At 72.3% G+C, this 25,531-nt stretch carries 25 protein-coding genes; 16 read left to right on the top strand and 9 right to left on the bottom strand.

What is annotated here, in order from left to right; all coding sequences use genetic code 11:
- Positions 1-279: 279 nt before the first annotated feature.
- The 3 genes from QMG39_RS04745 to QMG39_RS04755 all read right to left on the bottom strand — a co-directional run bounded on the left by QMG39_RS04745 (position 280) and on the right by QMG39_RS04755 (position 3,088).
- The gene (locus tag QMG39_RS04745) at positions 280-726 is read right to left on the bottom strand and encodes a MarR family winged helix-turn-helix transcriptional regulator (protein ID WP_281882724.1); all 447 of its coding nucleotides are present in this window, start codon (positions 724-726) and stop codon (positions 280-282) included.
- A gap of 10 nt (positions 727-736) precedes the next feature.
- The gene (locus QMG39_RS04750) at positions 737-2,413 is read right to left on the bottom strand and encodes an MDR family MFS transporter (RefSeq protein WP_373878297.1); all 1,677 of its coding nucleotides are present in this window, start codon (positions 2,411-2,413) and stop codon (positions 737-739) included.
- An 84-nt stretch (positions 2,414-2,497) separates the two neighbouring features.
- Positions 2,498-3,088, bottom strand: a complete 591-nt coding sequence (locus QMG39_RS04755; RefSeq protein WP_281882725.1) for a TetR/AcrR family transcriptional regulator — start codon at positions 3,086-3,088, stop codon at positions 2,498-2,500.
- Positions 3,089-3,197: 109 nt separating this feature from the next.
- Here QMG39_RS04755 and QMG39_RS04760 point away from each other — a divergent pair, with 109 nt between their 5' ends.
- The gene (locus tag QMG39_RS04760) at positions 3,198-3,716 is read left to right on the top strand and encodes a pyridoxamine 5'-phosphate oxidase family protein (RefSeq protein WP_281882726.1); all 519 of its coding nucleotides are present in this window, start codon (positions 3,198-3,200) and stop codon (positions 3,714-3,716) included.
- Here QMG39_RS04760 and QMG39_RS04765 read toward each other — a convergent pair.
- Positions 3,691-5,166 carry a sensor histidine kinase gene (locus tag QMG39_RS04765; protein WP_281882727.1) on the bottom strand — a complete coding sequence of 492 codons (1,476 nt, stop codon included), beginning with the start codon at positions 5,164-5,166 and terminating at the stop codon, positions 3,691-3,693. The two genes, QMG39_RS04760 and QMG39_RS04765, sit on opposite strands and share 26 nt — an antisense overlap.
- Entirely contained in the window at positions 5,163-5,921 is a 759-nt protein-coding gene (locus QMG39_RS04770) for a response regulator transcription factor (RefSeq protein ID WP_281882728.1), read from the bottom strand. The genes QMG39_RS04765 and QMG39_RS04770 overlap by 4 nt, the downstream gene beginning before the upstream one ends.
- A gap of 177 nt (positions 5,922-6,098) precedes the next feature.
- On the opposite strand from QMG39_RS04770, the gene QMG39_RS04775 reads away from it, so the two are divergent.
- Together QMG39_RS04775 and QMG39_RS04780 are read left to right on the top strand one after the other, a co-directional pair.
- Positions 6,099-7,619 carry an ABC transporter permease gene (locus QMG39_RS04775; protein ID WP_281882729.1) on the top strand — a complete coding sequence of 507 codons (1,521 nt, stop codon included), beginning with the start codon at positions 6,099-6,101 and terminating at the stop codon, positions 7,617-7,619.
- Between the two features lie 77 nt (positions 7,620-7,696).
- Entirely contained in the window at positions 7,697-8,365 is a 669-nt protein-coding gene (locus tag QMG39_RS04780; RefSeq protein ID WP_281887159.1) for an ABC transporter ATP-binding protein, read from the top strand.
- Positions 8,366-8,443: 78 nt separating this feature from the next.
- Here the strand turns inward: QMG39_RS04780 and QMG39_RS04785 are convergent, their stop codons facing one another.
- Together QMG39_RS04785 and QMG39_RS04790 are read right to left on the bottom strand one after the other, a co-directional pair.
- Positions 8,444-9,511: an alpha/beta fold hydrolase gene (locus tag QMG39_RS04785; RefSeq protein ID WP_281882730.1), complete on the bottom strand. Its 1,068-nt coding sequence runs from the start codon at positions 9,509-9,511 to the stop codon at positions 8,444-8,446.
- A gap of 24 nt (positions 9,512-9,535) precedes the next feature.
- On the bottom strand, positions 9,536-9,931 hold the full coding sequence (locus QMG39_RS04790; protein ID WP_281882731.1) for a hypothetical protein: 396 nt from the start codon (positions 9,929-9,931) through the stop codon (positions 9,536-9,538).
- A 135-nt stretch (positions 9,932-10,066) separates the two neighbouring features.
- Here QMG39_RS04790 and QMG39_RS04795 point away from each other — a divergent pair, with 135 nt between their 5' ends.
- The 5 genes from QMG39_RS04795 (at position 10,067) to QMG39_RS04815 (ending at position 14,791) form a co-directional block, all read left to right on the top strand.
- Positions 10,067-10,840: an amidase domain-containing protein gene (locus tag QMG39_RS04795; protein ID WP_281882732.1), complete on the top strand. Its 774-nt coding sequence runs from the start codon at positions 10,067-10,069 to the stop codon at positions 10,838-10,840.
- Positions 10,841-10,893: 53 nt separating this feature from the next.
- Positions 10,894-11,529: a YqaJ viral recombinase family protein gene (locus QMG39_RS04800; RefSeq protein ID WP_373878299.1), complete on the top strand. Its 636-nt coding sequence runs from the start codon at positions 10,894-10,896 to the stop codon at positions 11,527-11,529.
- 7 nt (positions 11,530-11,536) lie between these two features.
- On the top strand, positions 11,537-12,313 hold the full coding sequence (locus QMG39_RS04805) for an alpha/beta fold hydrolase (protein WP_281882733.1): 777 nt from the start codon (positions 11,537-11,539) through the stop codon (positions 12,311-12,313).
- A gap of 104 nt (positions 12,314-12,417) precedes the next feature.
- Entirely contained in the window at positions 12,418-13,377 is a 960-nt protein-coding gene (locus tag QMG39_RS04810; RefSeq protein ID WP_281882734.1) for an NADP-dependent oxidoreductase, read from the top strand.
- Positions 13,378-13,417: 40 nt separating this feature from the next.
- Complete coding sequence (locus QMG39_RS04815) at positions 13,418-14,791, top strand: cryptochrome/photolyase family protein (protein WP_281882735.1); 1,374 nt, start codon at positions 13,418-13,420, stop codon at positions 14,789-14,791.
- On the opposite strand, the gene QMG39_RS04820 is transcribed toward QMG39_RS04815, so the two are convergent.
- Complete coding sequence (locus QMG39_RS04820; protein ID WP_281882736.1) at positions 14,775-15,368, bottom strand: GNAT family N-acetyltransferase; 594 nt, start codon at positions 15,366-15,368, stop codon at positions 14,775-14,777. The genes QMG39_RS04815 and QMG39_RS04820 overlap by 17 nt on opposite strands.
- 351 nt (positions 15,369-15,719) lie before the next feature.
- Here QMG39_RS04820 and QMG39_RS04825 point away from each other — a divergent pair, with 351 nt between their 5' ends.
- The 8 genes from QMG39_RS04825 to QMG39_RS04860 all read left to right on the top strand — a co-directional run bounded on the left by QMG39_RS04825 (position 15,720) and on the right by QMG39_RS04860 (position 24,602).
- Positions 15,720-15,968: a hypothetical protein gene (locus QMG39_RS04825; RefSeq protein ID WP_281882737.1), complete on the top strand. Its 249-nt coding sequence runs from the start codon at positions 15,720-15,722 to the stop codon at positions 15,966-15,968.
- Positions 15,969-16,246: 278 nt separating this feature from the next.
- On the top strand, positions 16,247-17,227 hold the full coding sequence (locus QMG39_RS04830; RefSeq protein ID WP_281882738.1) for an ABC transporter substrate-binding protein: 981 nt from the start codon (positions 16,247-16,249) through the stop codon (positions 17,225-17,227).
- Between the two features lie 95 nt (positions 17,228-17,322).
- Positions 17,323-18,855 carry a sugar ABC transporter ATP-binding protein gene (locus QMG39_RS04835; RefSeq protein WP_281882739.1) on the top strand — a complete coding sequence of 511 codons (1,533 nt, stop codon included), beginning with the start codon at positions 17,323-17,325 and terminating at the stop codon, positions 18,853-18,855.
- Positions 18,852-19,901: an ABC transporter permease gene (locus QMG39_RS04840; RefSeq protein ID WP_281882740.1), complete on the top strand. Its 1,050-nt coding sequence runs from the start codon at positions 18,852-18,854 to the stop codon at positions 19,899-19,901. The genes QMG39_RS04835 and QMG39_RS04840 overlap by 4 nt, the downstream gene beginning before the upstream one ends.
- On the top strand, positions 19,898-20,923 hold the full coding sequence (locus QMG39_RS04845; RefSeq protein WP_281882741.1) for an ABC transporter permease subunit: 1,026 nt from the start codon (positions 19,898-19,900) through the stop codon (positions 20,921-20,923). The genes QMG39_RS04840 and QMG39_RS04845 overlap by 4 nt, the downstream gene beginning before the upstream one ends.
- 61 nt (positions 20,924-20,984) lie before the next feature.
- Positions 20,985-22,499, top strand: coding sequence for a sugar ABC transporter ATP-binding protein (locus tag QMG39_RS04850; RefSeq protein WP_281882742.1), 1,515 nt, complete (start codon positions 20,985-20,987; stop codon positions 22,497-22,499).
- 10 nt (positions 22,500-22,509) lie between these two features.
- On the top strand, positions 22,510-23,529 hold the full coding sequence (locus tag QMG39_RS04855) for a LacI family DNA-binding transcriptional regulator (protein ID WP_281882743.1): 1,020 nt from the start codon (positions 22,510-22,512) through the stop codon (positions 23,527-23,529).
- 62 nt (positions 23,530-23,591) lie between these two features.
- Positions 23,592-24,602: a DUF2804 domain-containing protein gene (locus tag QMG39_RS04860; protein WP_281882744.1), complete on the top strand. Its 1,011-nt coding sequence runs from the start codon at positions 23,592-23,594 to the stop codon at positions 24,600-24,602.
- Positions 24,603-24,636: 34 nt separating this feature from the next.
- On the opposite strand, the gene QMG39_RS04865 is transcribed toward QMG39_RS04860, so the two are convergent.
- On the bottom strand, positions 24,637-25,527 hold the full coding sequence (locus tag QMG39_RS04865) for an aldo/keto reductase (protein ID WP_281882745.1): 891 nt from the start codon (positions 25,525-25,527) through the stop codon (positions 24,637-24,639).
- Positions 25,528-25,531 lie beyond the last annotated feature (4 nt).

Raw genomic sequence — 25,531 nt, forward strand, 5'->3', positions numbered from 1 at the left:
GCCACTCCTTATGTCTTCTTCGCACCCCACGGACTGTGTGATGCGGCTTCGGACCGGCGATGAAATGAGAAAAGCTCCGGCGCAAGCGCACGGAGCTGGAGATTCGGGAAGCTTCCCGGAAGTCTGTTTCGTGACACCTGCGTGGGCCCGTGCTCTCGCACTGCTTCGATCGACTCGCGTTTCCGCGCGCCGACGACCGACGGTCTTTGGCTCAGAACAGCGTAACGGATGCCTCGGGCTGCGCCAAATCGACGGCAGGCGCAGCCCCGCGGCATCCGCTCAGATCTCGTTCAGCCGCTCGAGCAGCTCCGCGAACTTCTCCACGTCGCCCGCAGGCCACATGGCGAGTCGCTCGCGGAGGCGACCCTGCGTGCTGGAGCGCACGTCGTGCACGCGGGCGATGCCCGTGGGCGTCGCCTCGAGCAGCCGCGCCCGGGCGTCGTGCTCGTCGACGCGGCGCTCGACCAGCCCGAGTTCGACGAGGATGCGCACCTGGCGACTGACGACGGACTTGTCGGTCATGAGCTGGTCGGCGAGCGCGCCGGCGTGCGCCGGCCCGCCGCGCACGAGCAGGCCGAGCAGCTTGTACCCGACCGGCTGGAGGTCGGGATGCACGCTCGCGGCCTGCTCCTTCCAGACCAGCCGCACCCGGTTGAAGAGCACGCCGAGCTGCTGCTCCACCGCACCGATGGCGGGATCGTCCTCGATGCGGCGCTCGGTGGTCATGCCGTGCATCCTATGCAGTCGGCGTGCGGCCCGCGCGGCCGTCGTGCCCGGCGTCCCGGGGATCCTCGGCCACCACGCCGAGCTCGGCGTCGGCGAGCTCCACGGCCGCCTCCTCGGCTTCCTCGGCCAGGCGCTGCGCGGCGGTGACGGTCTGCAGCGGTTTGTTCGGCAGGAAGCAGATCGCGATGAGGCTGACGATCGCGAGCGGCACGGCGATGAGGAACACCTCGGCCACACCGAGCCCGTAGGCCGACTCGACGACCGTGCGCACCGGGCCGGGAAGCTCGGCGAGGTCGGGGATGCCGCCGTCGGCGAGCGCCTGCGCGCCGGCCAGCTGCTCGGGCGCGAGCCCGGTGAGGCCCTCGCGCACGAGGTCGGCGACGCGCGTGCCGAGCACGGCGCCCATGACCGCCACGCCCGCCGTGCCGCCGAGGCTGCGGAAGAACGCGACGCCCGAGCTCGCGGCGCCGAGCTGCGCCGCCGGGGTGTCGTTCTGCACGACCAGCACCAGGTTCTGCATGACCATGCCGAGGCCCGCGCCGAGCACGAACATGAACAGCGCGACGAACCCGTAGGGCGTGTCGTAGTGCAGCGTGCTCATGAGCAGCAGGCCGGCGATCGCGAGCACCGAGCCGGTGACCAGGTACCGCTTCCACCTGCCGTACCGGCTGATCAGCTGCCCTGCCGCGATCGACGAGCCCATCTGCCCCACGATCAGCGGGATGGTGAGCAGGCCCGACTCGGTCGGCGTCGCCCCGCGCGCGAGCTGCATGTACTGGGCGAGGAAGATCGTGGTGCCGAACATCGCGACGCCCACCGACAGGCTCGCGACGACCGAGAGCGCGTAGGTGCGGTTCCGGAACAGCGAGAGCGGCACGATCGGCTCCTCGACCACGAGCTCGACGACGACCGCGGCCACGAGCGCGAGCACGGCGCCGCCGATCATCACGAACGACTCGATCGAGTTCCACTCGAACCAGCTGCCGCCGAGGGTCACCCAGATGAGCAGCAGGCTGACGCCGGTCGCGATCAGCACCGCGCCGAAGTAGTCGACCTTGATCGCTCGCTTGGGCCGGTCGGGCAGGTGCAGCGTGGCCTGGATGAGCGCGATCGCGGCGATCGCGAACGGCAGGGCGATGAAGAAGTTGGCCCGCCAGCCGATGCCGTCGGTGACGAGACCGCCGATGAGCGGGCCGCCGATGGTGGCGACCGCCATCACGGATCCGATGAGCCCCATCCACCGGCCGCGTTCGCGCGGCGAGATGATGTCGGCGATCACGATCTGCACGAGCGCCAGGAGGCCGCCGGCCCCGAGCCCCTGGATGACGCGGAAGCCGATGAGCATCGAGGCGTCCTGGGCGAAGCCGCCGAGCACCGAGCCGAGCACGAACAGGCCGAGCGCGAGCTGCACCAGCATCTTGCGGTTCACCAGGTCGGCGAACTTGCCCCAGATGGGCGTCGTGACGGTGGTCGCGAGCAGCGCCGCGGTCACCACCCAGGTGTAGCTCGACTGGTCGCCGCCGAGGTCGGAGATGATCCGCGGCAGCGAGGTCGAGACGACCGTGCCCGAGAGGATCGCGACGAACATGCCGAGGATGAGCCCCGAGATGGCGTTGAGCGTCGCGCGTCGCGACATGGGCGCGGGCGCGGCGTCGGAGACGACCGGCGTGGATGCGGTTGCGGTCACGGGACCCCCTCGATAGTTGATGACGGTCAACCATAAGCACATAGTTGATCGCTGTCAACTGAATACCGCGACGCGGGCAGTCCCCTACGGCAGGCCCGCGACGTGCCCCCGCACGATCCGCTCCGCCGCCTCGGCGACCGCCGGGTCGCCCTCGGCCCCGAGCATGCCGTCGATCGCGAGCGACGCGACGCCGTGGCTCAGCGCCCAGTGCTGCAGCACGACCGTGTCGATGTCGGCGTCGGGCCCGAGCCCGCCCTCGTCGCGCACGAGCTCGACGAGTTCGCGGAGCGAGCCGAGCGCCTCCTCGCGCAGCGCCTCGAACTGCGCGTCGCCGCGGAGCGCCGCGGGCGTGCGGAAGACCGCGTCGAAGTGGGCCGGATGCGCCAGGGCGAAGCGCACGAACGCCAGCGCGTCGACGACCAGCCGCTCCCGGCCGACGGCGCCCGGGGTCTCCTGCGCCTCGCAGACGTCCTCGTAGAGGAGCCGCAGCCCCTCCCCCGCGAGCGCGCGGAGCATGCCCTCGCGCGAGCCGAAGAAGTGCGCGGGCGCCGCGTGCGAGAGCCCCGCGTCGCGCGCGACCTCGCGCAGGCCGACGTTCGCGAGCCCGCGCTCGCGCGCCAGCGTCTCGAGCGAGGCGAGCAGCGCCTCGCGGCCGGCGACCGCCGTGGGTTCCATGCGTCCCAGCCTACTTGACAACGTCAACCAAGCGCGCTTATCGTGCACTTGACATTGTCACGTGACATTGTCAAGTACACGATCAGAGGGAGACGGAACCATGGCGGACGTGACCACCGAACAGGTCTGGGAGGAACTGGCGAAGCGACCCTTCATCGTGGTCGGCACGGTGACCGGGCAGGGCGAGGCGCGCACGGCGGGGGTGCTCCCGCACGTCGCCGACGGCGTGGTGTGGTTCACCACGTACGCGCGCATGTGGAAGGCACGGCACATCGCGGCCAATCCGCACGTGTCGGTGACCGCACCCGCGCACCGGCGGGTCTGGTTCGCACCCTGGGTGCGCATCCCCGACGCCACGATCACCTTCCGCGGCACCGCGGAGGTGGTGCCGGCCGAACGGATGCCCCGCGAGGCGCTGGACGCCCTCACCCACGGGCTCGACCTCGCCGAGGACGGCCCCGACGGCCCGCTCGTCGGCATCGCGATCCGCCCGCGGGGCGACTTCGTGACCTATGGCATCGGGGTGCCGGTGATGGCGATGACCGACCCGGCCCGCGCGGCCGGGCGGGCGCCGACGGGTGCGCCCGCCGGCGATCCGGAGCTCACGCGGCGCGCAGTCGCACGGTGAACACCGTGCGCCCGGGCTCGGACTCGACGCCGATCGACCCGCCGTGCGCGACCACGACGGCGCGCGCGATCGCGAGCCCGAGCCCGGTGCTGCCGGTCGCGCGCGAGCGCGAGGCGTCACCGCGCGCGAAGCGCTCGAACAGGGTGCGCTGCAGGTCGGGCGCGATGCCGGGCCCGTCGTCCGCGACCGTCACGACCGCGTCGCCGCCGTCGTGCGCGAGCGCGACCGACACGGTCGTGCCGGCGGGCGTGTGCACCCGCGCGTTCGCGAGCAGGTTGGCGAGCACCTGGTGCAGGCGCGACAGGTCGCCCGCGACGAGCACGGGCTCCTCGGGCACGTCGAGCTCCCAGCGATGGTCGGGGCCTGCGACGTGGGCATCGCCGACGACGTCGACCACGAGGGCCGACAGGTCGACATCGTCGCTGCGCAGTTCCCGCCCCTCGTCGAGGCGCGCGAGCAGCAGCAGGTCGTCGACGAGCGCCGACATGCGCAGGGACTCCGACTCGATGCGGTCGAGCGCGTGCGCGGCGTCGGGCGGCACCTCCTCGGTGGAGCGGCGGGTGAGCTCGGCGTAGCCGCGGATCGACGCGATCGGCGTGCGGAGCTCATGGCTCGCGTCGCCCACGAAGCGGCGCACCTTCGCCTCGCTCTCGGCGCGCGCGGTGAGCGCCTGGCCGACGTGGTCGAGCATGCGGTTGAAGGACGCGCCCACGCGGCCCACCTCGGTGCGCTCGTCGGTGTCGGAGTCCGGCACGCGGTCGGCGAGCTCGACCTCGCCGCGCTCGAGCGGCAGCGTCGAGACGCGCTCGGCGGTCGCGGCGACCCGCTGCAACGGCACGAGCGCACGGCGCACGAGGAGGCTGCCGATGAGCGCCGCCAGCGCGAGCCCCGCGGCGGCCACGAGCGTGATCACGACCGCCAGCTGCGCCGTGGTCGCCTCGACGATCGCGAGCGGCAGCGCGATGACGAACCGGTCCCCACCCGGGGTCCCGACGACCATCGCGCGGTACGCGCCGAGGTCGCCGCCGAGGTTCACGGAGTGCGGCGCGAAGTCCGCGGGCACCTCCGAGAGCGCGGCGAGCTGGTCGTCGTCGAGCTGCCCGATCCCGCCGTCCTCCTCGAGCACGGCGGCCTGGCGCACCTCGCCGCCGACCACGATCCCGGCGATCGTGCCCACCGACTGCCCGCGCGCGGCGAGCACGCGGCCGTCGTCGCCGTCGTCGCCGTCCCCGTCCTCCTCGAACCCGGGCGGCGGCTCGATGATCGCGACCCTGCCGCGCTCCGTCGCCGACGCGAGCTGGCTGTCGACACGGTCGACGAGGTTCGAGTGCACGACGACGACGCTCACCGTGCCGACGATCGCGCTCACGGCCGCGAGCAGCGAGACGAGCGCGACGATCAGGCGTCGCTCGAGGGTCCAGTGCGCGCGCGTGCGCGGGGCATCCGTCACGTGGCGGCCTTGATCATGTAGCCGGCGCCGCGCACCGTGTGGATCATCGGCTCGCGCCCCGCGTCGATTTTCTTGCGCAGGTAGGAGATGTAGAGCTCGACCACGCTGGCCTTGCCGCCGAAGTCGTACGACCAGACGCGGTCGAGGATCTGCGCCTTCGAGAGCACCCGCCGTGGGTTGCGCATGAGGTAGCGGAGCAGCTCGAACTCGGTCGCCGTGAGCTCGATCGGCTCGCCGGCGCGCTCGACCTCGTAGGAGTCCTCGTCGAGCGTGAGGTCGCCGACGGCGAGCACGGGGTCGGTCGCAGCGGTCGAGCGCACGAAGCGTCGGATCAGCCCACGCAGCCGCGCGACGACCTCCTCGAGGCTGAACGGCTTGGTGACGTAGTCGTCGCCGCCCGCGGTGAGGCCCGCGAGCCGGTCGTCGAGCGAGTCCTTCGCGGTGAGGAAGAGCACCGGCGTCTCGTCGCCCTCGGTGCGCAGGCGCTGCAGCACCTCGAGCCCGTCGATGTCGGGAAGCATCACGTCGAGCACGATCGCGTCGGGGCGGAACTCGCGCGCCACGCGCATGGCGGCGTGGCCGTCGCCCGCGGTGCGCACGTCCCACCCCTCGTAGCGCAGGGCCATCTTCAGCAGGTCGGCCAGCTGCGCCTCGTCGTCGACGACGAGCACCCGCACGGGACTGCCGTCGGGCTTGGCGATGGCGGGGCTGCGGTGTTCGGCGTGCGGCTGCTCGCGGCTCAGTGAAGAGGGCATGACACCAGTATCCGCATCTTCCTATGCCCCGCCTATGACCCGGCTGTGGCTCTCGTGAGGCATCCATAGCGTTCCCATAGCCCGGCCCGGGTGCCGCCATAGCGCCGCCGCCTAGCGTCGCCGATGCCCGGCGGGGTACCCCTGTCCCGTCGGGCCCACCATCCACGAAGGAGAACGATGTTCCTCACCTACCTGCGCCGCGAGCTCGCGGGGCGACGCAGACAGACCCTCATCGTGGCGATCGGCATGGCCCTGGCCATCGCCCTCGTCATGATCGTCAACGCACTCTCGGGGGGCGTGCGCGACGCACAGGCATCCGTGCTCGAGTCGGTCTACGGCGTCGGCACCGACATCACCGTCACGCAGGCGCCCACCGGCCCGGGCGAGGGCGGCGACGGGGGCGGCCGCTTCGAGTTCGGCGCCGAGGACGGCGAGACCGACGACGCCGAGGGCTCGACCACGGTCTCCGACTCGCGCCTGTCGGCGGGCATGGGCACGTCCACCTTCGACGCCTCCGCGCTCGACACCGCGCTCTCGACCGAGGGGGTGGCGGATGCCGCTGCGGCACTGTCGCTCACGAACACGACCTTCTCGGGCGAGCTGCCCGACTTCTCGCAGATGCAGGGCGGCGGGGGCGCGCCCGGCGAGGAGGGCGCCCAGGAGCCGCCGACCGGCGGCGCGGACGGCGCCGGCGGCAGCGCCTTCGACGTCGACTCGTTCACGGTGCTCGGCATCGACCCCGCGGCATCCGCGCTCGGGCCGCTGTCGTCGGCCGCCGTCACCGACGGGCGCGGGCTCGAGGCGGCGGATGCGGGTGCCGACGTGGCACTCCTCGACTCGGCCTACGCCACGACCGCCGAGCTCGTCGTGGGCGACACCATCGACGTCGGCGGCTCGACCATGGAGATCGTCGGCCTCGTGACCGCCGACACCGCGGACGCCTCGACCGGCGCGAACGTCTACCTGCCGCTCGACACCGCGCAGGCGCTCGCCGGTCTCGAGGGCCAGGTCTCCACCGTCTACGTGCAGGCCGCGTCGTCGACCGACATCGCCGCCGTGCAGGCGAGCCTCGAGGAGGCGCTGCCCGACGCGACGGTCAACACCCAGGAGGACCTCGCGTCCTCGGTCTCCGGCTCGCTCGCCTCGGCGTCGACCCTCGTCTCGTCGCTCGGCCTGTGGCTCTCGGTCGCCGTGCTCGCGGCGGCGTTCCTCATCGCCGTGCTCTTCACGGTGTCGGGCGTGACCCGGCGCACCCGCGAGTTCGGCACGCTCAAGGCGATCGGCTGGTCGAACCGCCGCGTGGTCGGCCAGGTCGCGGGCGAGTCGCTCGTGCAGGGCCTCATCGGCGGCGCGCTCGGCATCGTCATCGGCCTCGTCGGCATCGGCATCATCACGTTCGTCCAGCCCACGCTGTCGGGCTCGGCAGGCTCGGTCCAGGCGTTCGGCGGCGACGGCGGAGGCATGGCCGCCGCGGCGGGCGACGGCGGCGACCGCATGGGCCTCACCGGGGGCGGCGGGCCGTTCGGCGCCGCCGCGACCACGACGACCTCCGACATCGTGCTCACCGCGCCGGTGACCGTCTCGGTCGTGCTCGTCGCGGTCGGCCTCGCCGTGCTCGGCGGCCTCGTCGCCGGCGCGATCGGCGGCTGGCGCGCCTCCCGGCTGCGCCCGGCCGAGGCACTCCGGAGCGTCGCATGAGCGCCGCGGCCACGACCTCGATCACCCTCCCCACCACGGCCGAACCGGCTGCCCCGGCAACCCCGAAGGGAACCGCCATGTACACGCTCGACAAGGTCGGCAAGACCTACACGCAGTCCTCCCGCACGGTGACGGCACTGAAGGACGTCTCGCTCACCATCCCGTCCGGCCAGATGGTCGCGATCCAGGGCCCGACCGGCGGCGGCAAGTCGACGCTGCTGCAGATGCTCGGCGCCCTCGACCGCCCGACCTCGGGCGACGTGCGGCTGGGCGACGACCTGCTGTCGAAGCTGCCCGACCGGCGGCTCGCGAAGCTCCGCGCGAAGGAGATCGGGTTCGTCTTCCAGGGCTTCAACCTCATCCCGACGCTCACCGCGCAGGAGAACGTCGAGACGGCGCTCGAGCCGCACGGCGTGCCGGCCGAGGAGCGCCGCCGGCGGGCATCCGAGGCCCTCGCCCAGGTCGGCCTCGCCGAGCGCGCCGGGCACGTGCCGAGCGAGCTCTCGGGCGGGCAGCAGCAGCGCGTCGCGATCGCGCGGGCGCTGGTGAAGGAGCCCGACGTGCTGCTGGCCGACGAGCCCACGGGCAACCTCGACGAGCAGACCCGCGACGAGATCATGGAGCTCCTCGAGGGGCTCTGGCGCGACCGCGGGCTCACGCTCGTGATCGTGACCCACGACTCCGCGGTCGCCAAGCGCGCCGAACGGCGGCTGCGGATCGCGGGCGGATCGGTGCAGGAGATCTGACCCGCGACACACCGAAGAGACGGCGCGGATGCCACGGGAGATCCACCCCGCGGCATCCGCGCCGTCGTGCGTCGCCGATCAGAGCACGTCGTGCCGTGACGCCCAGGCCGCCGCGGCGGCGCGCGACGGCACGCCGAGCTTGGTGCGGATGTTCGCGAGGTGCCGGTGCACGGTGTGCGGGCTGAGCACGAGGGCCTGGGCGATCTGCTGGTCGGTGTCGCCGCGGGCGACCAGCCTGAGCACCTCGATCTCGCGTGGGCTCAGGTCGGCCACGGGCGGTTCGGTGACGGATGCCCCGGGGTCGGCCGCCGTGCGCGGCCCGGGGTCGACGCCCAGGAAGCGCAGCACCTCGTCCGTCACCGCACGCTGGTCGCCGCGCCACGGGAAGTGGTCGAGCCCGTGCAGCTCCACGAAGCGGGCGCCCGGGATGCGCGAGGCGACGTCGGCGCCGAGCGCGAACGGGATGGCGCGGTCCTCACGTCGATGCAGCACGAGCGTCGGGGCGCGCACCCGCCCGAGGTGGCCGGTGGAGTCGAACGCGTACAGCTCGGCCATCGACGCGGCGGCGGACTCGCGCGACGCCGACCGCCGCTGGTAGGCGACGAACTCGTCGCGCTCCTCGGCCGTCGCCTCCGGCAGGAACAGGTCGGCGAGCACCCGCGACCCGAAGCCCCAGTGGGTGCCGATCACGTCGAGCAGGCCCTTCCGCGCGTGCGGCGGCGCGATCTCGCTCCCGTTCGCGAACGTGCCGTACATGACGAGCGCGTCGACCCGGTCGGGATGCTCGGCCGCGAACCGCGACGACACCGCGCCGCCCGAGGACACCCCGAACATGCTCACGCGCACCTCGTCGCCCACCGCGACGGCGATGACGCCCTCGAGCAGCGCCAGCTCCTCGTCGAGGTCCGCCGGCGGCGGATCGTCGTGGCCCGACGCCCCTCCGCCCGGACGGTCGTAGCGGATCACCGTGAAGTGCTCGGCGAGCGCCGCGACGAGCCGCCGGAACGCCGGGCCCTCCCAGTCGAGCCCGAGGTGGCTGCACCACCACCCGCCGAGCACGAGCGGCGGGCCGGAGCCGACCGACGTCCAGGCGACCTCGCGGCCGCCGACGTCGGCGTAGCGGATCAGCTGATCCCCGGGCTCCACGGCCCCCAGTGTAGGGGCCCGGCGTCAGGCGGCCTCGGCGAGCGCGCGCAGGCCGTGGTCGCCGACCGCGCGCACGACGGGTGCCATGCGGTCGCGGTAGTGCAGCGCCATCGCCCGAGCTCCCGACAGCTCGTCCTCGCCACGGTCGCCGAGCAGCGCCGTCACGTGCTCGCCCGGCAGGAGCACGAGCGGCTCGCCCGCGGCATCCGTGCCGACGACGCGGAGCACCCCGGCGTCGACCTGGCGGCCGATCCAGCCGGTCGCCGCGTCGGGCCCGATGCCGGCCTCGTCGGCGAAGGCGTCGACCGTGACCGGGCCGAGCTCGAAAAGCGTGCGGTACCAGCCGCAGCGCATGCCGCGGGCCATCGAGGCGGCGACCCGGACGTCGGCGTCAGCGGTCGTGGTGGTGGTGGTGATCATCGTGCTCAGCTCCCCCGTGCCGTCCCGCCCGGATCTCGTGCGGTGACGATGCCTCGATTCCACTCCGATCGCGTCGCGCCCTCATCGCGCGATCCGGCCATTCCGCATGGCCGGTTCGGGCCATAGTCTGGGCGCATGGGCTCGGGGGCGGAGCATCCGTCGACCCGTCGGCGCACCGCAGTGCTCGCCGTCGGCCTCACCGCCGCGCTCGCGATCGGCGCGATCGGCGCGGTCGGCGCGGGGGCCTGGACGGCGGCGGCGGACCGCGCACGCACGTCCGTCGTGCCGCTCGCCGCGGCGAGCACCCCCGAGGCCGAGCTCCGCCCGACCCCGACCGCGACCTCCGCGCCCGCGAGCATCGGCCCGCCGCCCGACCCCGAGGGCACCGACGACATCGCCGTGCTCGACACCGAGGGCCTCAGCGCCGCCGTGACCGCGCAGCTCGAGTACGCGCACGCCCACTGGCGCGAGCGCGACAGCGAGCGATTCGGCTACATCCCGAACAACGACTGCGTGAACTTCACGAGCCAGACGCTGTTCGCCAGGGGCTGGGAGCAGGATTCGGCGTGGTGGCACGACCCGGGCGGCAACGCCTACACGTCGAGCTCGCCGTGGATCAGCTCGACGAACCTCATGTGGTACCTCGAGGCACGGCCCGAGAAGGCCACGGCGCTCACCGACGACCAGCGACACCTCGTGCAGCCCGGCGACGTCGTGCAGTTCGACTGGGACAACTCCGGCGACCGCGACCATACGGGCGTCGTCACGGCGGTCGAGCCGCGCGACGACGGCACGGTGCTGATCGAGTACGCCGGCCACACCGACCACACGTGGGACCGCTCGGTCGACTGGGCGCTCACGGTGCTGCACCCCGGCGCCGACGTGTACTACTGGAGCATCGCCGACTGAGTCCGGCGCGCGTCGGGCCCGGCGGCGACGGATGCCCCGGGTAGCCTCGAAGCGTGACCGACACGCTGCCCGCGGCATCCGCCGTCTCGACCGAGCCCGGCCGGCCGCGCCACCCGCACGAGTCGCGCATCGTCGCCGACTCGAAGGACCGCGTGGCCTGGCTGCGGGCCCGCTCGCAGGGCATCACGGCGACGGATGCCGCCCGGCTGGCGTCGCACACTGCCGTGCGCCAGCTCGCGTGGGAGAAGCTGCACGGCACGTCGGGGTTCACCGGCGGGCGCGCGATCGACCACGGCCGCATCCGCGAGCCCGTCATCGCACGCTGGATGCAGCAGCACCACGGCATCGCGGGCAGCTCGCTGCTGTTCCACGCCGCGGGCGACCGACGCCACCTCGCGACGCCGGACGGCCTGCGGGTGACCGACGACGGCGTGCTGGAGCTCGCCGAGATCAAGACGACCGGCAAGGCGTGGCGCGGCATCCCCCGCCACTACCTCCGGCAGGTGTGGTGGCAGCAGTACGTGCTGGGCGCCGAGCGCACGCTCGTGGTGTGGGAGCAGCACGAGGACTTCGTGCCGCTGGGCGAGCCGAAGTGCCGCTGGGTCGACCGCGACGAGGACCAGATCGCGATCCTCGTCGACCGCGCCGACGACCTGCTCGCCATGCTCCGCTCCGGCCGCACCGCCTGACGCCGCCGTGCCGACGCTGCTGCTGCACGGGCTCGGGTCCGACCGCCGCACGCCGCTCGAGCTGTTCGCGCCGGTCGTGCAGGACGTGTCGGGCGCCGACGAGCGGATCGTCGCCCCCGACGTGCGCGCCCACGGGGCATCCGAGCTGATCGGCGCCGCCGACCGCTTCACGCTCGACGCGCTCGCCGCCGAGGTCGCCGCAGAGGCCCGCGACGAAGCCGAGCCGGCCGAGTCCGCACCCTTCACGATCATCGGCATCTCGATGGGCGCCGCGCTCGCGGTGCGGATCGCGCTCGCCGGCCTGCTGCCGGTCGAGCGGCTCGTGCTCGTGCGGCCCTCGTTCACCGACCGGCCGCTGCCCGACAACCTGATGGCGTTCCCCGTGATCGCCGAGCTGCTGCGCCGGTACGGCCCGTACCAGGGCATGCGCTTCTTCCGCCGCACGGGTGCGTTCCAGAAGGTCGACACGGTCTCGCACGCCGGCGGCGTGGGGCTGCTGCACCAGTTCCGGGTGCACGAGGCGACCGCCCGGGCGATCCGGCTCACCGAGATCCCGCGCAACCGCGCCTTCCGCGTCGACGCCGAGCTCGGTGCGCTCACGGCGGCCGGCGTCGAATCGCTCGTCATCGCGGCCCCGCGCGACCCGGTGCATCCGCTCGCCGTCGCCGAACGCTGGGCGGGCGCTCTCGGGGTGCCGCTCGAGCGCGTGCCCGCGCGCGACGACGGCCAGGCCGCGCACACCGACGCGGTGCGCGCCGCGGTGGCGAGCTTCCTCCGGGGCTGAGCATCCATCACGACTCATGGGCGAAACACCACGGGCGACCGACCGTAACGCGAGCCCGTTAGGTTGCCTCGTGCACACCGCACGAACTGCACGGAGGAACGCCGATGAGGGCACTGGTGATCGACGCGACCGGAGATCCCGAACAGCTGGACATCGGCGAGGTGCCCGATCCGGTGCGCGTCTCCGACGAGGTGCTCGTCCGCGTCGCCGCGGCGGGCGTCAACCCGATCGACGCGAAGACGCGCGCGGGCCGAGGGGTCTCGGGCGCCATCGACGCGTGGCCCGCCGTGCTCGGGTTCGACTTCGCCGGGGTCGTCGAGGCGACGCCGACGGCGATGCATCCGCTGCAGCCGGGCACCCGCGTGTACGGCATGACCCGCGTGCCACGCACGACCGGCAGCTATGCCGAGCTCGCGGCCGTGTCGTCGCTGAGCGTGGCGGCCGCACCCGCGTCGCTCTCGCTCACCGAGGCGGCGGCCGTGCCGGTCGCGGCGCTCACCGCGTGGTCGGCCGTCGTCGAGACCGCGAAGGCGCACGACGGGCAGCGCATGCTCATCCACGCGGCCGCGGGCGGCGTGGGGCACTTCGCCGTGCAGTTCGCCGCCTACTTCGGCGTGCGCGTGACCGCGACCTGCTCGGCCGAGAACGCCGAGTTCGTGCGATCCCTCGGCGCGCACCGCGTCATCGACTACCGCAGCGAGCGCTTCGAGCAGGTCGCCGGCCAGCAGGACGCCGTGATCGACCTCATCGGCAACGTCGTCGACGACGTGGGTACGCGCTCGCTCGACGTGGTGCGGCCCGGCGGGCTGGTCGTGAACGTGCCGACCAAGAGCTGGCCGACGCTCGAGGAGGACGCGGCGGCCCGCGGCGTGCTCGCCACCGGGCTCTCGGTCGCGCCCGACGCCCGCACCCTCGCCGTGATCACGCGGCTCATCGACGACGGGTCGGTGAAGGTGCACGTCGACCGCGTGCTCGACCTCGCCGACGGGGCCGAGGCGCACCGCCTGGTCGAGGCGGGGCACGTGCGCGGCAAGCTCGTGCTGAAGGTCGCCGACCTCGACTGAAACGGCCGCACCCGGGCGGCGCGCAGGTATCGTCGCCCACATGACGCAGCCGACGATCGTCTGGTTCCGCGACGACCTCCGGCTCGCCGACCACCCGGCCCTGCGGGAGGCGACCGCGGCCGACGGCCCGGTCATCGCACTGTTCGTGCTCGACGAGGAGTCTCCCGGCATCCGCCCGCTCGGCGGCGCCGCCCGCTGGTGGCTGCACCACAGCCTCGCGTCGCTCGCCGACGACCTCCGCGCGCACCGCGTGCCGCTCGTGCTGCGTCGCGGCGCCGCATCCGACGTCGTACCCGCCCTCGCCGACGAGGTCGACGCCGCCGGGGTGGTCTGGAACCGGCGCTACGGCCGCCCCGAGCGCGAGGTCGACACGGCGGTGAAGCGGATGCTGCGCGAGGCCGGCCGCCGCGCGGAGAGCTTCGCCGCCTCGCTGCTCTTCGAACCGTGGACGATCCGCACCGGGCAGGACGAGCCGTTCTCGGTCTACACGCCGTTCTGGAAGGCGTGCCGGCGCGCGCCCGAGCCGCGCGCGCCGTTCCCGGCCCCGCGTGGGCTCTCGGGTCCCCGCGCGCACCCCGACTCCGAGGAGCTCGACGAGTGGGAGCTGCTGCCGACCGCGCCCGACTGGGCGGGCGGCCTGCGGTCCGCGTGGACGCCCGGCGAGGCATCCGCCCGCCGTCGCCTCCGGGCCTTCCTCGCCGACGACGTCGACGACTACGCCGAGGCCCGCGACCGCCTCGACGCCGACGGCACCTCGCGCCTGTCGCCGCGCCTGCGCTGGGGCGAGCTGAGTCCATTCCAGATCTGGCATGCGGCCTCCGAGGCCCGCCGCGACCGGCCGTCCGCGGCGCACGGCGTCGACGTCTTCCTCTCGGAGCTCGGCTGGCGGGAGTTCGCCTGGCACGTGCTCTTCCACGCCCCAGACCTCGCGACCGAGAACTGGCGCCGCCGCTTCGACGCCTTCCCGTGGCCCGATCTCGACGCCGACGCGCTCGACGCCTGGCAGCACGGGCGCACCGGCATCCCGGTCGTCGACGCCGGCATGCACGAGCTCTGGCAGACCGGCGTCATGCACAACCGGGTGCGCATGGTCGTGGCGTCGTTCCTGACGAAGAACCTGCTGATCCACTGGCGGCACGGCGAGGAGTGGTTCTGGGACACGCTGGTCGATGCGGATGCCGCGGCCAACCCGTTCAACTGGCAGTGGGTCGCGGGCTCGGGCGCCGACGCCGCCCCGTACTTCCGGGTGTTCAATCCCGAGCTGCAGGCGACGAAGTTCGACCCCGACGGGGCGTACGTCTCGCGCTGGGCGCCGGAGGCCGGAGCGTTCGGGTATCCCGAGCCGATCGTCGACCTGAAGGAGACGCGCGCCGCGGCGCTCGCCGCCTTCGAACGGGTCAAGCGCTCGGGCTGACGCGGTCGCCGCCGAGCACCCGCTCGAGCACGAGGTCGTGCTCGAGCCGCTCCCCCACGCGGAACCGCTTGGTGCCGACGCGTGCGAACCCGTGCTTGCCGTAGAACCGGATCGCCCGGGCGTTCTCCTCGTTCACCCCGAGCCAGGCGGTCGCCGCGCCGGTCGCCTCCGCGGCGGCGATGGTCGCCCCCATGAGCGGTGCCGCCACGCCCGCGCCGTGGACGGTACGTCGCGTGTAGAACTTGCTGAGCTCGATCGTCGGCCGAGCGGTCACGGCAGCGAGCACGTCGGCGTCGGCGGGCTCGCCCGTCACGAGCATCGCGTACCCCACGGGCACCCGCCGCGGCGCGAGCGCATCGCCCGCGGGTTCCGGCGCGACGTCCTCGGCGATCAGGAGGATCCGCGCCGGGTCGGCGAGGTGCTCCTCGAACCGCGCGACCGTGAAGTGCTCCGCGATGAACGCCGCGATCGACGCGGGCGTCGTGTGCGGCGGGCAGGCCAGCGGGAACGTCTCGGCGGCGAGCTCGGCGAGGCTCGCGGCATCCGCCCGCCCCGCCCGTCGGATCTCGATCGTCACCCGCACACCCTACCCACGCCGGAGCGACGCTTGACCGACCGCGGGCGACGCGAGTAGCTTCGGCCACGAACCCGGAACGATGGGAGGTGGCTCCAGATGCGTTCGATCACGCCTGGCACCTCGATTTCCGGGGCCCACCTGCTGACGCGCTTCAGAAACTCGTAGGCGCCGAAGGGGACAGCTGCGCCTATCGCCAGGCGCGCTGCCCTCGGTCGTCCCTGCGAATCCGGTCGCTGCGAATCCGCCGACATCGCATCGGCGTCCTCGGCGCGCTCGCGCGCCGCCGCTCCTCGGGGAGTCCGCATCCAGCCGGCATCCGCCGGACCCGCGACCACCCGAGGAGAAGAACCCATGCACGCACTCGATGCCACTCGCCAGGACGTCGGCGCACGTCGGCGGCGGCCCCCGCTCGTCTCGCGAACCGGCCGTCTCTGGCGCCGACTCGCCCGATCGATCCGCCTCGGGCTGATCGGGCTCGGGTCATCGACGAGACCCGCGATCCCGCGCGAGCGCGCCCGCCGGCTCCACGCGAACGAGGCCGCGCGCGCTGCGCGCGAGGGCCACTGGGAGTCGCTGGCGCGCCACGCGCCGCTTCGCTGATCCCGCTCGGCGCCCCGGCACCCGGCCGATGGCCCGTGCCGGGGCGTCGCGCGGCAAAATGTGATCGCTCATCTCAGGCCCGAGATGGCGGGTCACGCCTGCTTCGCTCACTGCACATCAGGGCCGGAACCATGCGGCCCGTTACCAAGTTGTTATCGCTCACAACTTGTGCGAGCCCCAATTGTGAGGGCTAACATTTCGGCATGCACCGGCGCATCCGGTGCCTGACGCACCAAGATCCGGCGACGACGCCGGAACCCGACAAGGAGGTTTGGGACATGAGGAAGAGCGTTCTCACCGGACTCGCGCTGATGGGCGCGATGGCACTCGGTATCACCGGCTGCTCGAGCAGCTCGGGCGGAGACGGCAGCGCGGACGGTGACGGCACCGTCACGGTCGGCTTCGCGCAGACCGGCTCGGAGTCGGGCTGGCGCTCGGCGAACACGGAGTCGATGAAGGCGGCGTTCTCGACCGAGAACGGCTACGACCTGGTCTTCAACGCGGCGGACAACGACCCCGCCGCGCAGATCGCCGCGGTCCGCGACTTCATCAACCAGGGCGTGGACGCGATCGTGATCGCGCCGATCGTCGAGGACGGCTGGGACGACGTGCTGCAGGAGGCATCCGACGCCGGCATCCCGGTAATCCTCGAGGACCGCACGGTCAGCGCGTCCGACGACCTGTACTACTCGTGGGTCGGCCTCGACTTCGAGCGCGAGGGCACCTACGCCGGCGAGTGGGCCGTCGAGCAGTTCGACGGCACCCCGACCAAGATGGTCGTGCTGGAGGGCACGACGGGATCGGCGCCGGCCAACGACCGCGCGACCGGGTTCGACGACGCTATCGCGGGCAGCACCATCGAGAAGATCGACTCGCAGACGGGCGAGTTCACCCGTGACGGCGGCAAGACGGTCATGGAGGGCTTCCTGCAGAAGTACGGCGTCGACGGCATCGACCTGCTCTACGCCCACAACGACGACATGGCGCTCGGTGCGATCGAGGCCATCGAGGCGGCAGGCGGCGTCCCCGGCGAGGACATCCAGATCATCTCGATCGATGCGGTCAAGGACGGCCTGCAGGCCCTGATCGACGGCAAGATCAACTACGTGGTGGAGTGCAACCCGCTGCTCGGGGAGCTCGCCGCCGACCTGGTGACGCAGGCGCTCGCCGGCGACACCGCGGAGAAGGCCATCTACGTCGATGACGAGACGTTCACGGCAGAGGAGGCCGCGGCGGTCATCGACCAGCGCGCCTACTGATCCACGCCGTACCGGAACATCGGGAACGTCGACGCACGTCCGCCGGGGAGCGATCCCCGGCGGACGTGCCGACCATATGAAAGGCAGTACCCGCCATGTATGCGGACATCGAAGTCCCCGCAGTCGTCGAGATGCGCGATATCACCATCCGGTTCCCCGGGGTGCTCGCGCTGGACGCCGTCGACCTCACCCTTCGCGCGGGCGAGATCCACTCGCTCATGGGCGAGAACGGAGCCGGCAAGTCCACCATCATCAAGGCCCTCACGGGCGTCTACGCCATCGACGACGGCACGATCTCGGTCGCCGGCACCCGTCGGGAGTTCCGCAGCGCCGCCGACGCGCAGGCCGCGGGCATCTCGACCGTGTACCAGGAGGTCAACCTGTGCACGAACCTGTCGGTCGGCGAGAACGTCATGCTCGGCCATGAGCCGCGCACCGCTCGCGGCATCGACTGGAAGGCCGCGCACGCCGAGGCGGCACGGCACCTGGGCAGCCTCGGGCTCGACGTCGACACGCGGTCGACGCTCGCCTCGCACTCCATCGCGGTCCAGCAGCTGGTGGCGATCGGCCGCGCGATGGTCCTCGACGCCAAGGTGCTCGTGCTCGACGAGCCGACGTCCAGCCTCGATCGCGACGAGGTGGCGCAGCTCTTCGGGGTCATGCGCGACCTGCGCGACCAGGGCGTGGCGATCCTGTTCGTCTCGCACTTCCTCGACCAGGTCTACGAGATCTCCGACCGCATGACCGTGCTGCGCAACGGCCGGCTCGTCGGCGAGTACCTCGCCGACGAGCTCCCCCGGGCCGAGCTCGTCGCGAAGATGATCGGGCGCGAGCTCGAGGACCTGACCGCCATCGCCTCGTCGGCCGACCGGGAGATCGACCGCTCCGGGGAGCCGGTGCTTCGGGCTCGCGGGGTCGGCCGCCGCGGCGTGCTCGAACCGGCCGACATCGACGTGTTCGACGGCGAGGTCGTCGGCCTCGCCGGACTGCTCGGCTCCGGCCGTACCGAGCTCGTGCGGCTGCTCTACGGGGCCGACCGTGCCGACTCCGGCACGATCGAGGTCGACGGGACGCAGACCAGGATGACGAACCCGCGGCACGCGATCGACCATCGGATCGCGTTCTCGTCGGAGAACCGCCGGCTCGAGGGCATCATCGCCGACCTGACCGTGGCCGAGAACATCGTGCTGGGCATCCAGGCCAAGCGCGGCGCGATGCGCAAGCTCGGCCGCGCCGAGCAGGACGCCGTCGTGCAGGAGTACATCGCCGCTCTCGGCGTGCGCCCGGCCGACCCGGCGATGCTCGCCGGGAACCTGTCGGGGGGCAACCAGCAGAAGGTGCTGCTCGGCCGGTGGCTCGCCACCGCTCCCGAGCTCATCATCCTCGACGAGCCGACGCGCGGCATCGATGTCGGCGCGAAGGCCGACATCCAGAAGAAGGTCGCCGAGCTCTCCGCCGAGGGACTGTCGGTCATCTTCATCTCCTCGGAGCTCGAGGAGGTGCTGCGCATCGCGCAACGCGTGTTCGTGATGCGAGATCGACGGCAGATCGGCGAGTTGACATCCCGCGAGACCGACACGGATGGTCTGATCGACTACATCGCCAACGCCGGGGAGAGTGCAGCATGAAGCGCCTCGTGAAGCACCGGCTGTTCTGGCCGGCAGTGGCCCTCGTGGCACTCATCGTGGTCAACACGATCGCCCGCCCGCAGTTCATCGGCATCACCGTGCGCGACGGCCAGCTCTACGGCGCGCTGATCGACATCCTGCGCAACAGCGCTCCGCTCATGCTCGTCGCCCTCGGCATGACGATCGTGATCGCCACGCGGGGCATCGACCTGTCGGTCGGCGCCATCATGGCGGTCTCGGGCGCGGTCGCGCTCACCATCATCGACGGCTCGCCGGACCCCGAGCACCTCGGCACGGTGCTCGTCGCCGTCGTCACCGCGATCGCCGTCTCACTGGTGCTCGGCGCGTGGAACGGCCTGCTCGTGTCGGTGATCGGCATCCAGCCGATCATCGCCACGCTCGTGCTCATGCTCGCGGGCCGCGGCGTCGCGCTGCTCATCACGGACGGCTTCATCACGACCGTGAACAGCGCACCGTACGCGTACATCGCGACGGGCTACCTCTTCTTCCTGCCGTTCGCGCTGCTCATCTCGATCGCGGCGATCACGCTGCTCGCCGTCTTCGAGCGCAGGACCGCGCTCGGCGTGCTCACCGAGGCCGTCGGAATCAATCCGGAGGCCAGCCGGCTCGCCGGCGTGCGGTCGCGCGGCATCGTCTTCGGCGCCTACGCGGTCAGCGGTGTCCTCGCCGGCGTCGCAGGGATCATCTACAGCTCGAACATCCGCGCGGCCGACGCCAACGCCGCGGGCCTGTTCATCGAGCTGTACGCCATCCTCGCGGTCGTGCTCGGCGGCACGTCCCTGATGGGGGGCAAGTTCACCATCGCCGGCACCGTGATCGGCGTGCTCACGATCCAGACCCTGGAGTCGACCATCCTGTTCCTCGGCGTGCCGTCGGCGCAGAGCCCCGTGTTCTTCGCGGTCGTCGTGATCGTGGTCGTGCTGGTGCAGTCGCCGAGCCTGCACCGGTGGGCCAGGAACGCGTTGCGATCGGCCCGCGAACGACGAACCGCCGACGACGACGCGAAGGCGGTGGTGGGCTCATGAGCCTCGACATCGACACCCCCACGAGCCGACGCCGGTCGATCGGCAGCCGCTACTCGACGTTCATGAGCCGGCGGGCATCGCTGATGCCGACGCTCGCGGCGATCCTGATCCTCGTCGTGCTGCTCATCGCCGCCCAGGGGCAGTTCGGCAACTTCCTCAGCCCGCGCAACCTGTCGGCGCTGCTGCTCGACAACGCGTACCTGGTCGTCCTGGCCGTCGGGCTGACGTTCGTCATCCTCACCGGCGGGATCGACCTCTCCGTGGGGTCGGTCATGGCCTTCACGGGCATCCTCGCCGCCAGCCTGCTCTCGCAGGGGCTGCCGACGTGGATCGTGATCCCGGTCGCACTGGCCGCGGGCGGCGTCATCGGCTGGCTGATCGGCGTGCTCGTGCACGTCTTCGACGTGCAGCCGTTCATCGCCTCGCTCGCGGGGCTCTTCCTCGCCCGCGGGCTCGCCTACGTGGTCAGCCTCGCGTCCATCCGGGTCGAGGACGAGCCGCTGCTCTGGCTCCAGCGCACGCGCTGGACGATCGGGGACTGGTACATCACGCCGACGGGCGTCATCGCGCTGGCGACGGTGCTGATCGCGTTCTTCGTGCTGCACTGGACCCGGTTCGGACGCACCGTGTACGCGATCGGCGGCGGCGAGCAGTCGGCGCGGCTGATGGGCCTGAAGGTCGCCCGTACGAAGGTGATGGTCTACGTCATCAGCGGCGTCTGCGGCGGACTGGCCGGCGTGCTGCTGACCGCCTACTCCGGCGCCGGCTATCCGCGCAACGGCATCGGCACCGAGCTGGACGCGATCGCCGCCGTGGTCATCGGCGGCACGCTGCTGACCGGTGGCACCGGTTACGTCCTGGGCTCGCTCGTCGGCGTGCTGGTCTACGGCACGATCAAGAAGGTGATCTCGTTCATGGGCGCAGAGCAGTCCTGGACCCAGATCATCATCGGCGCACTCCTGCTGCTGGTCATCATCGTCCAGCGGATCATCGTCGCCCGCTCTGCGGCACGACGACGATGAACGCGGTGCGGGACCGCGGGTCACTCCCGGTCCCGCATCGCTCCACCGGGATAATGACGTGATGGACTCCGCCCCCCTGCTGGAACTCACGGGCGGCACCGTGCGCTTCGGGGCGGATGCCGCCATCGACGGCGTGTCGTTCCGGCTGTTCCCCGGCGAGGTGCACTCGCTGATGGGTGAGAACGGCGCGGGCAAGTCCACCCTCATCAAGGCGATCACCGGCGTGCTCCCGCTCGACGAGGGCGAACTGCGCCTGGCCGGCGAGCCGGCGCGATTCGCCTCGCCGCACGAGGCGCAGGCAGCGGGGATCTCCACGGTCTACCAGGAGGTGGACCTGCTGCCGAACCTCTCGGTGGCGGAGAACATCTGGCTCGGGCGCGAACCGCGGCGCGGAGGCCGCATCGACTGGGCGCGGATGCGACGCGACGCCCACGCCGTGCTCGCGGACCTGAACCTCGAGATCGATCCCGCCTCGATCCTCGGCACGCACTCGCTCGCCGTGCAGCAGCTCGTCGCGATCGCGAGGGCGATCTCGGTGGACGTGCGGGTGCTCGTGCTCGACGAGCCCACGTCGAGCCTGGACCTCGACGAGGTCGCCGAGCTGTTCCGGGTCATCCGCGACCTCAAGGAGCGCGGCGTCGCGATCCTGTTCGTGTCGCACTTCCTCGACCAGGTCTACGAGATCTGCGACCGTCTGACCGTGCTCCGCGACGGGGCGTTCGTCGGCGAGTACCTCACCCGGGAGCTGCTGCGCATCGACCTGGTCCAGACCATGCTCGGGCGCAGCACCGAGTCGTTGCGCTCGGCGCCGCGTGCCGAGGCCGGCGACGCGCCCCGGCCTGCCGTGCTCGAGGCCCGCGGCGTGACCGCCGCTCCAGGCATCCGCGATGCCGACGTCGACCTGCTCGAAGGCGACGTGCTGGGCGTCGCGGGGCTGCTCGGCTCGGGCAGGACCGAGCTCGCACGAGCGATGACCGGCATCGACCGGCTCGACTCGGGCGTGATCCGCATCACGGGGCAGCCGACCGCGCCCGGCAACCCGCATCGCGCGATCACGATGGGTGTCGTGTACTCGTCCGAGAACCGTCGGGCCGAGGGGATCATCAGCGAACTCACCGTCCGCGAGAACATCATGCTCGCGCTCCAGGCCGATCGCGGGATGCTCCGGAGGATCACCCCCGCACGCCAGCGCGAACTCGCCGCGAGCTGGATCGAGGCCCTCGACATCCGCCCGCCCGACATGGACCGCCCCGCTGGCACGCTGTCGGGCGGCAACCAGCAGAAGGTGCTGCTCGCACGCCTGCTCGCGCTCTCCCCGAACGTCCTCGTGCTCGACGAGCCCACGCGCGGCATCGACGTCGGCGCCAAGGTGGAGATCCAGAACCTCGTCGGCGAACTCGCCGAGAACGGGCTGTCGGTCATGTTCATCTCGGCGGAGCTCGAGGAGGTGCTGAACGTCGGCAACCGCGTCGCGATCCTCCGGGAGGGCCGCATCGTCGACACCCTGCCCTCGTCGCAGCTGACCGTCGACTCGCTCCTCGCGATGGTCGCCCAGCCCTCGGAATCAGAGGGGTGAGGCGTCCGCGATGACCGACGAGAACCCCTCCCCGCGCGCCGCGAACATCTTCGACGTCGCGCGCCTCGCCGGCGTCTCCCACCAGACCGTGTCGCGAGTGATCAACGACCTCCCCAACGTGCGACCCGCGACGCGGGCACGGGTGGAGAAGGCCATCGCCCAGCTCCGCTACAGCCCCTCGCCCGCCGCGCGAGCACTGGTCACCCGCCGCACCCGCACGATCGGCCTCGTCACGCCGGGCATCTCCGACTTCGGGCCGACGTCGATCGCGCTCAACTTCAACTTCGCCGCCCGTGCGGCCCGGTACCACGTCGAGTCGGTGAGCGTGCCGCCCGACGACCCGAAGGGCACACGGGGCATGGTCGAGAGCCTGCTGCGCCAGCGGGTCGACGCGATCGTGCTCGTGGTCGTCGACCAGGAGGTGCTCGAGTCGGTGCGCGGGCTCGAGGTCGGCATCCCCGTGGTGGCGGCGGCGTCGGCACCGCGTCCGAGCCCGTTGATCGTCTCGATGGACCAGTACCGCGGTGCACGCGCCGCGGTGCGGCACCTCGCGGAGCTCGGCCACACGCGGATCGTGCACGCCGCGGGCCCCGGCACCGCGCCCGACGCCAGCGAGCGGGTCCGCGGCTGGCGAGATGAGCTGACCGAGCATCGCCTCGATCCGTCCGAACTCCACCGGGGCGACTGGTCTCCGGCGAGCGGGTACCGGATCGGCATGGAGCTCGACATCGAGCGCGGCGCGGCGGTGTTCGCCGGCAACGACCAGATGGCGATCGGCCTGCTGTCCGCGCTGCGCGAGCGCGGGCTCTCGGTTCCCGGCGACGTCAGCGTCGTCGGCTTCGACGACATCCCCGAGGCCGGGTACCTGTACCCGCCGCTGACGACGGTGCGGCAGGACTTCGCCGCGCTCGGCGAGTTGATGATGCAGAAGGTGCTCGTGGCGGTCGAACAGCCCGACACGGTCACCGAGGACACGCCGTTGCCCACGCACCTGATCGTGCGGGGCTCGACGGGCGCCGCCGCGGGCTGATCGGTCTCCCACGGAGCGATGCGATGGCTCCGGCCAGTGCCGCGCACCGCTACGCTCGCCTGATGGCGACCGACGTTGCGACCCTGCCCGAGCTCACCCGGCCCGTGCCGCTCACGCTCCCGAACGGGCGGCTGAACCCGGCCGCCGTGGGCTGGGCCCGCCAGCCACTGGTCGACACCTCGGGCATCGGCGCCGGCCGCGGCCGGAACAAGCGGTGGGAGTACTGGAACGTCGCGACGCCGACGCACATCCTCGCGCTCACCGTGTCGTCGATCGACTACGCCGCCGTGCACGAGGTCTGGGTGCTCGAGCGCGCGACCGGACGCACCTGGGGCAGGGCGACCACGAGCATCCCCTCACGCGGAGCGGAGCTGCCGCCGAGCCTCGGCGACGGCCCGGCTCGCGCGCGGGCGAAGGGCCTCGCGATCGACATCGACGAGGTCGCGGCCGGCACCCGCCTGCGCGCGCGCATCGACGGCGCGTCGTTCGACGTCGTCGCCGCGCTCCCCGAGGGGCACGAGCGCCTGGCCGTCGTGGTGCCGTGGAGCAGCACCCGCTTCCAGTACACGGTGAAGGACGTCGCCCGGCCGGCGACGGGCACCGTCACGCTCGACGGCGAGACCGTGGCGCTCCCGGCCGGCGAGTCCTGGGCGGTCCTCGACCACGGCCGCGGCCGCTGGCCCTACGACGTGCGCTGGAACTGGGGTGCGGGGTCGGGCGTCTCGGACGGCCGCGTCGTCGGCATCCAGGTCGGCGGGCGGTGGACCGAGGGCACCGGCTCGACCGAGAACTCGGTGCTGGTCGACGGCCACCTGCACAAGATCCACGACGAGCTCGACTGGCGCTACGACCTCGATCGGTGGAGCTCGCCCTGGCGCGTCACCGGCGGCGGGCTCGACGCGACCCTCACCCCGTTCCACGACAAGGTCACGCGCACGAACCTCGGCGTCGTCGCATCCGCCACCGACCAGTGCTTCGGGCACTGGTCCGGCACGTTCCGCACCGCGGACGGCGAGGTCATCGCCTTCGACGGGATCCTCGGCTGGGCCGAGGAGGTGCACAACCGCTGGTGACGGATGCCTCGCGGCAGCCGCCGCTCCGGGAGGCTCAGTCCACGATGCCGACCGCGGCCGAGCACCGCGCGACCTCGTCGTCGCCGAGGCTCAGGTCGGCGGCCTTCGCCGAGTCGGCGATCGACTCCGGGCGACGGGCGCCGGGGATCGGCACCACCACGGGGCTGAGGGCGAGCTCCCAGGCGAGCACGACCTGCTGCGGGCTGACACCGTGATCGTCGCCGATCTCGCGGAAGACGCCGAACCGGTCGCCGACGCCCCGGCCCCCGCCGCCGGTGCCGCCGAGCGGGCTCCACGGCAGGAACGCGATGCCCTGCGCCTCGCAGTAGCGCAGCTCGCCGTAGCTGCCCGGGTACTTGGGCGAGAACTGGTTCTGCACGGCCGCGAGGTTGCCCTCGCCGAGCACCTGCTGCGCGATCTCGATCTCCTCGACGCTCGCGTTCGAGATGCCGATGGCGCGGATCAGGCCCTCCTGCTGCAGGCGGAGGAGGTTGGCCATGACGTCGCCGTAGACCATCCAGCGGTCGGGCCGGTGGTACTGGTAGAAGTCGATGACCTCGACGTCGAGCGCCTCCATCGACCGCTGCACGGCGGCCCGCAGGTACTCGTACGAGCCGTCGCGACCCCAGGTCTCCCCCTCGCCGCGCGTGATGCCGCCCTTGGTGCCGACGAGCACGCCCGACGTATCGCCGTCCCACCAGCGCAGCGCATCGCGCACGATCCGCTCGTTGTGCCCCATCTCGTTCCACGCGGGCGCGTAGACGTCCGCGGTGTCGATGAAGGTCACGCCGGCGTCGAGCGCGGCGTGCACCGTGGCGATCGCCTGGTCGCGTGAGGGGTAGCGCTTGTCCTCGTTCATCGACGAGGGCATCGCCCCCAGTCCGATCGACGAGACGGTGAAAGGTCCGATGCGTCGTTGCTGCATTCCC

Origin of the sequence: Agromyces rhizosphaerae (genome assembly GCF_027925245.1) — a bacterium.
Classification (GTDB): Bacteria; Actinomycetota; Actinomycetes; order Actinomycetales; family Microbacteriaceae; genus Agromyces; species Agromyces rhizosphaerae.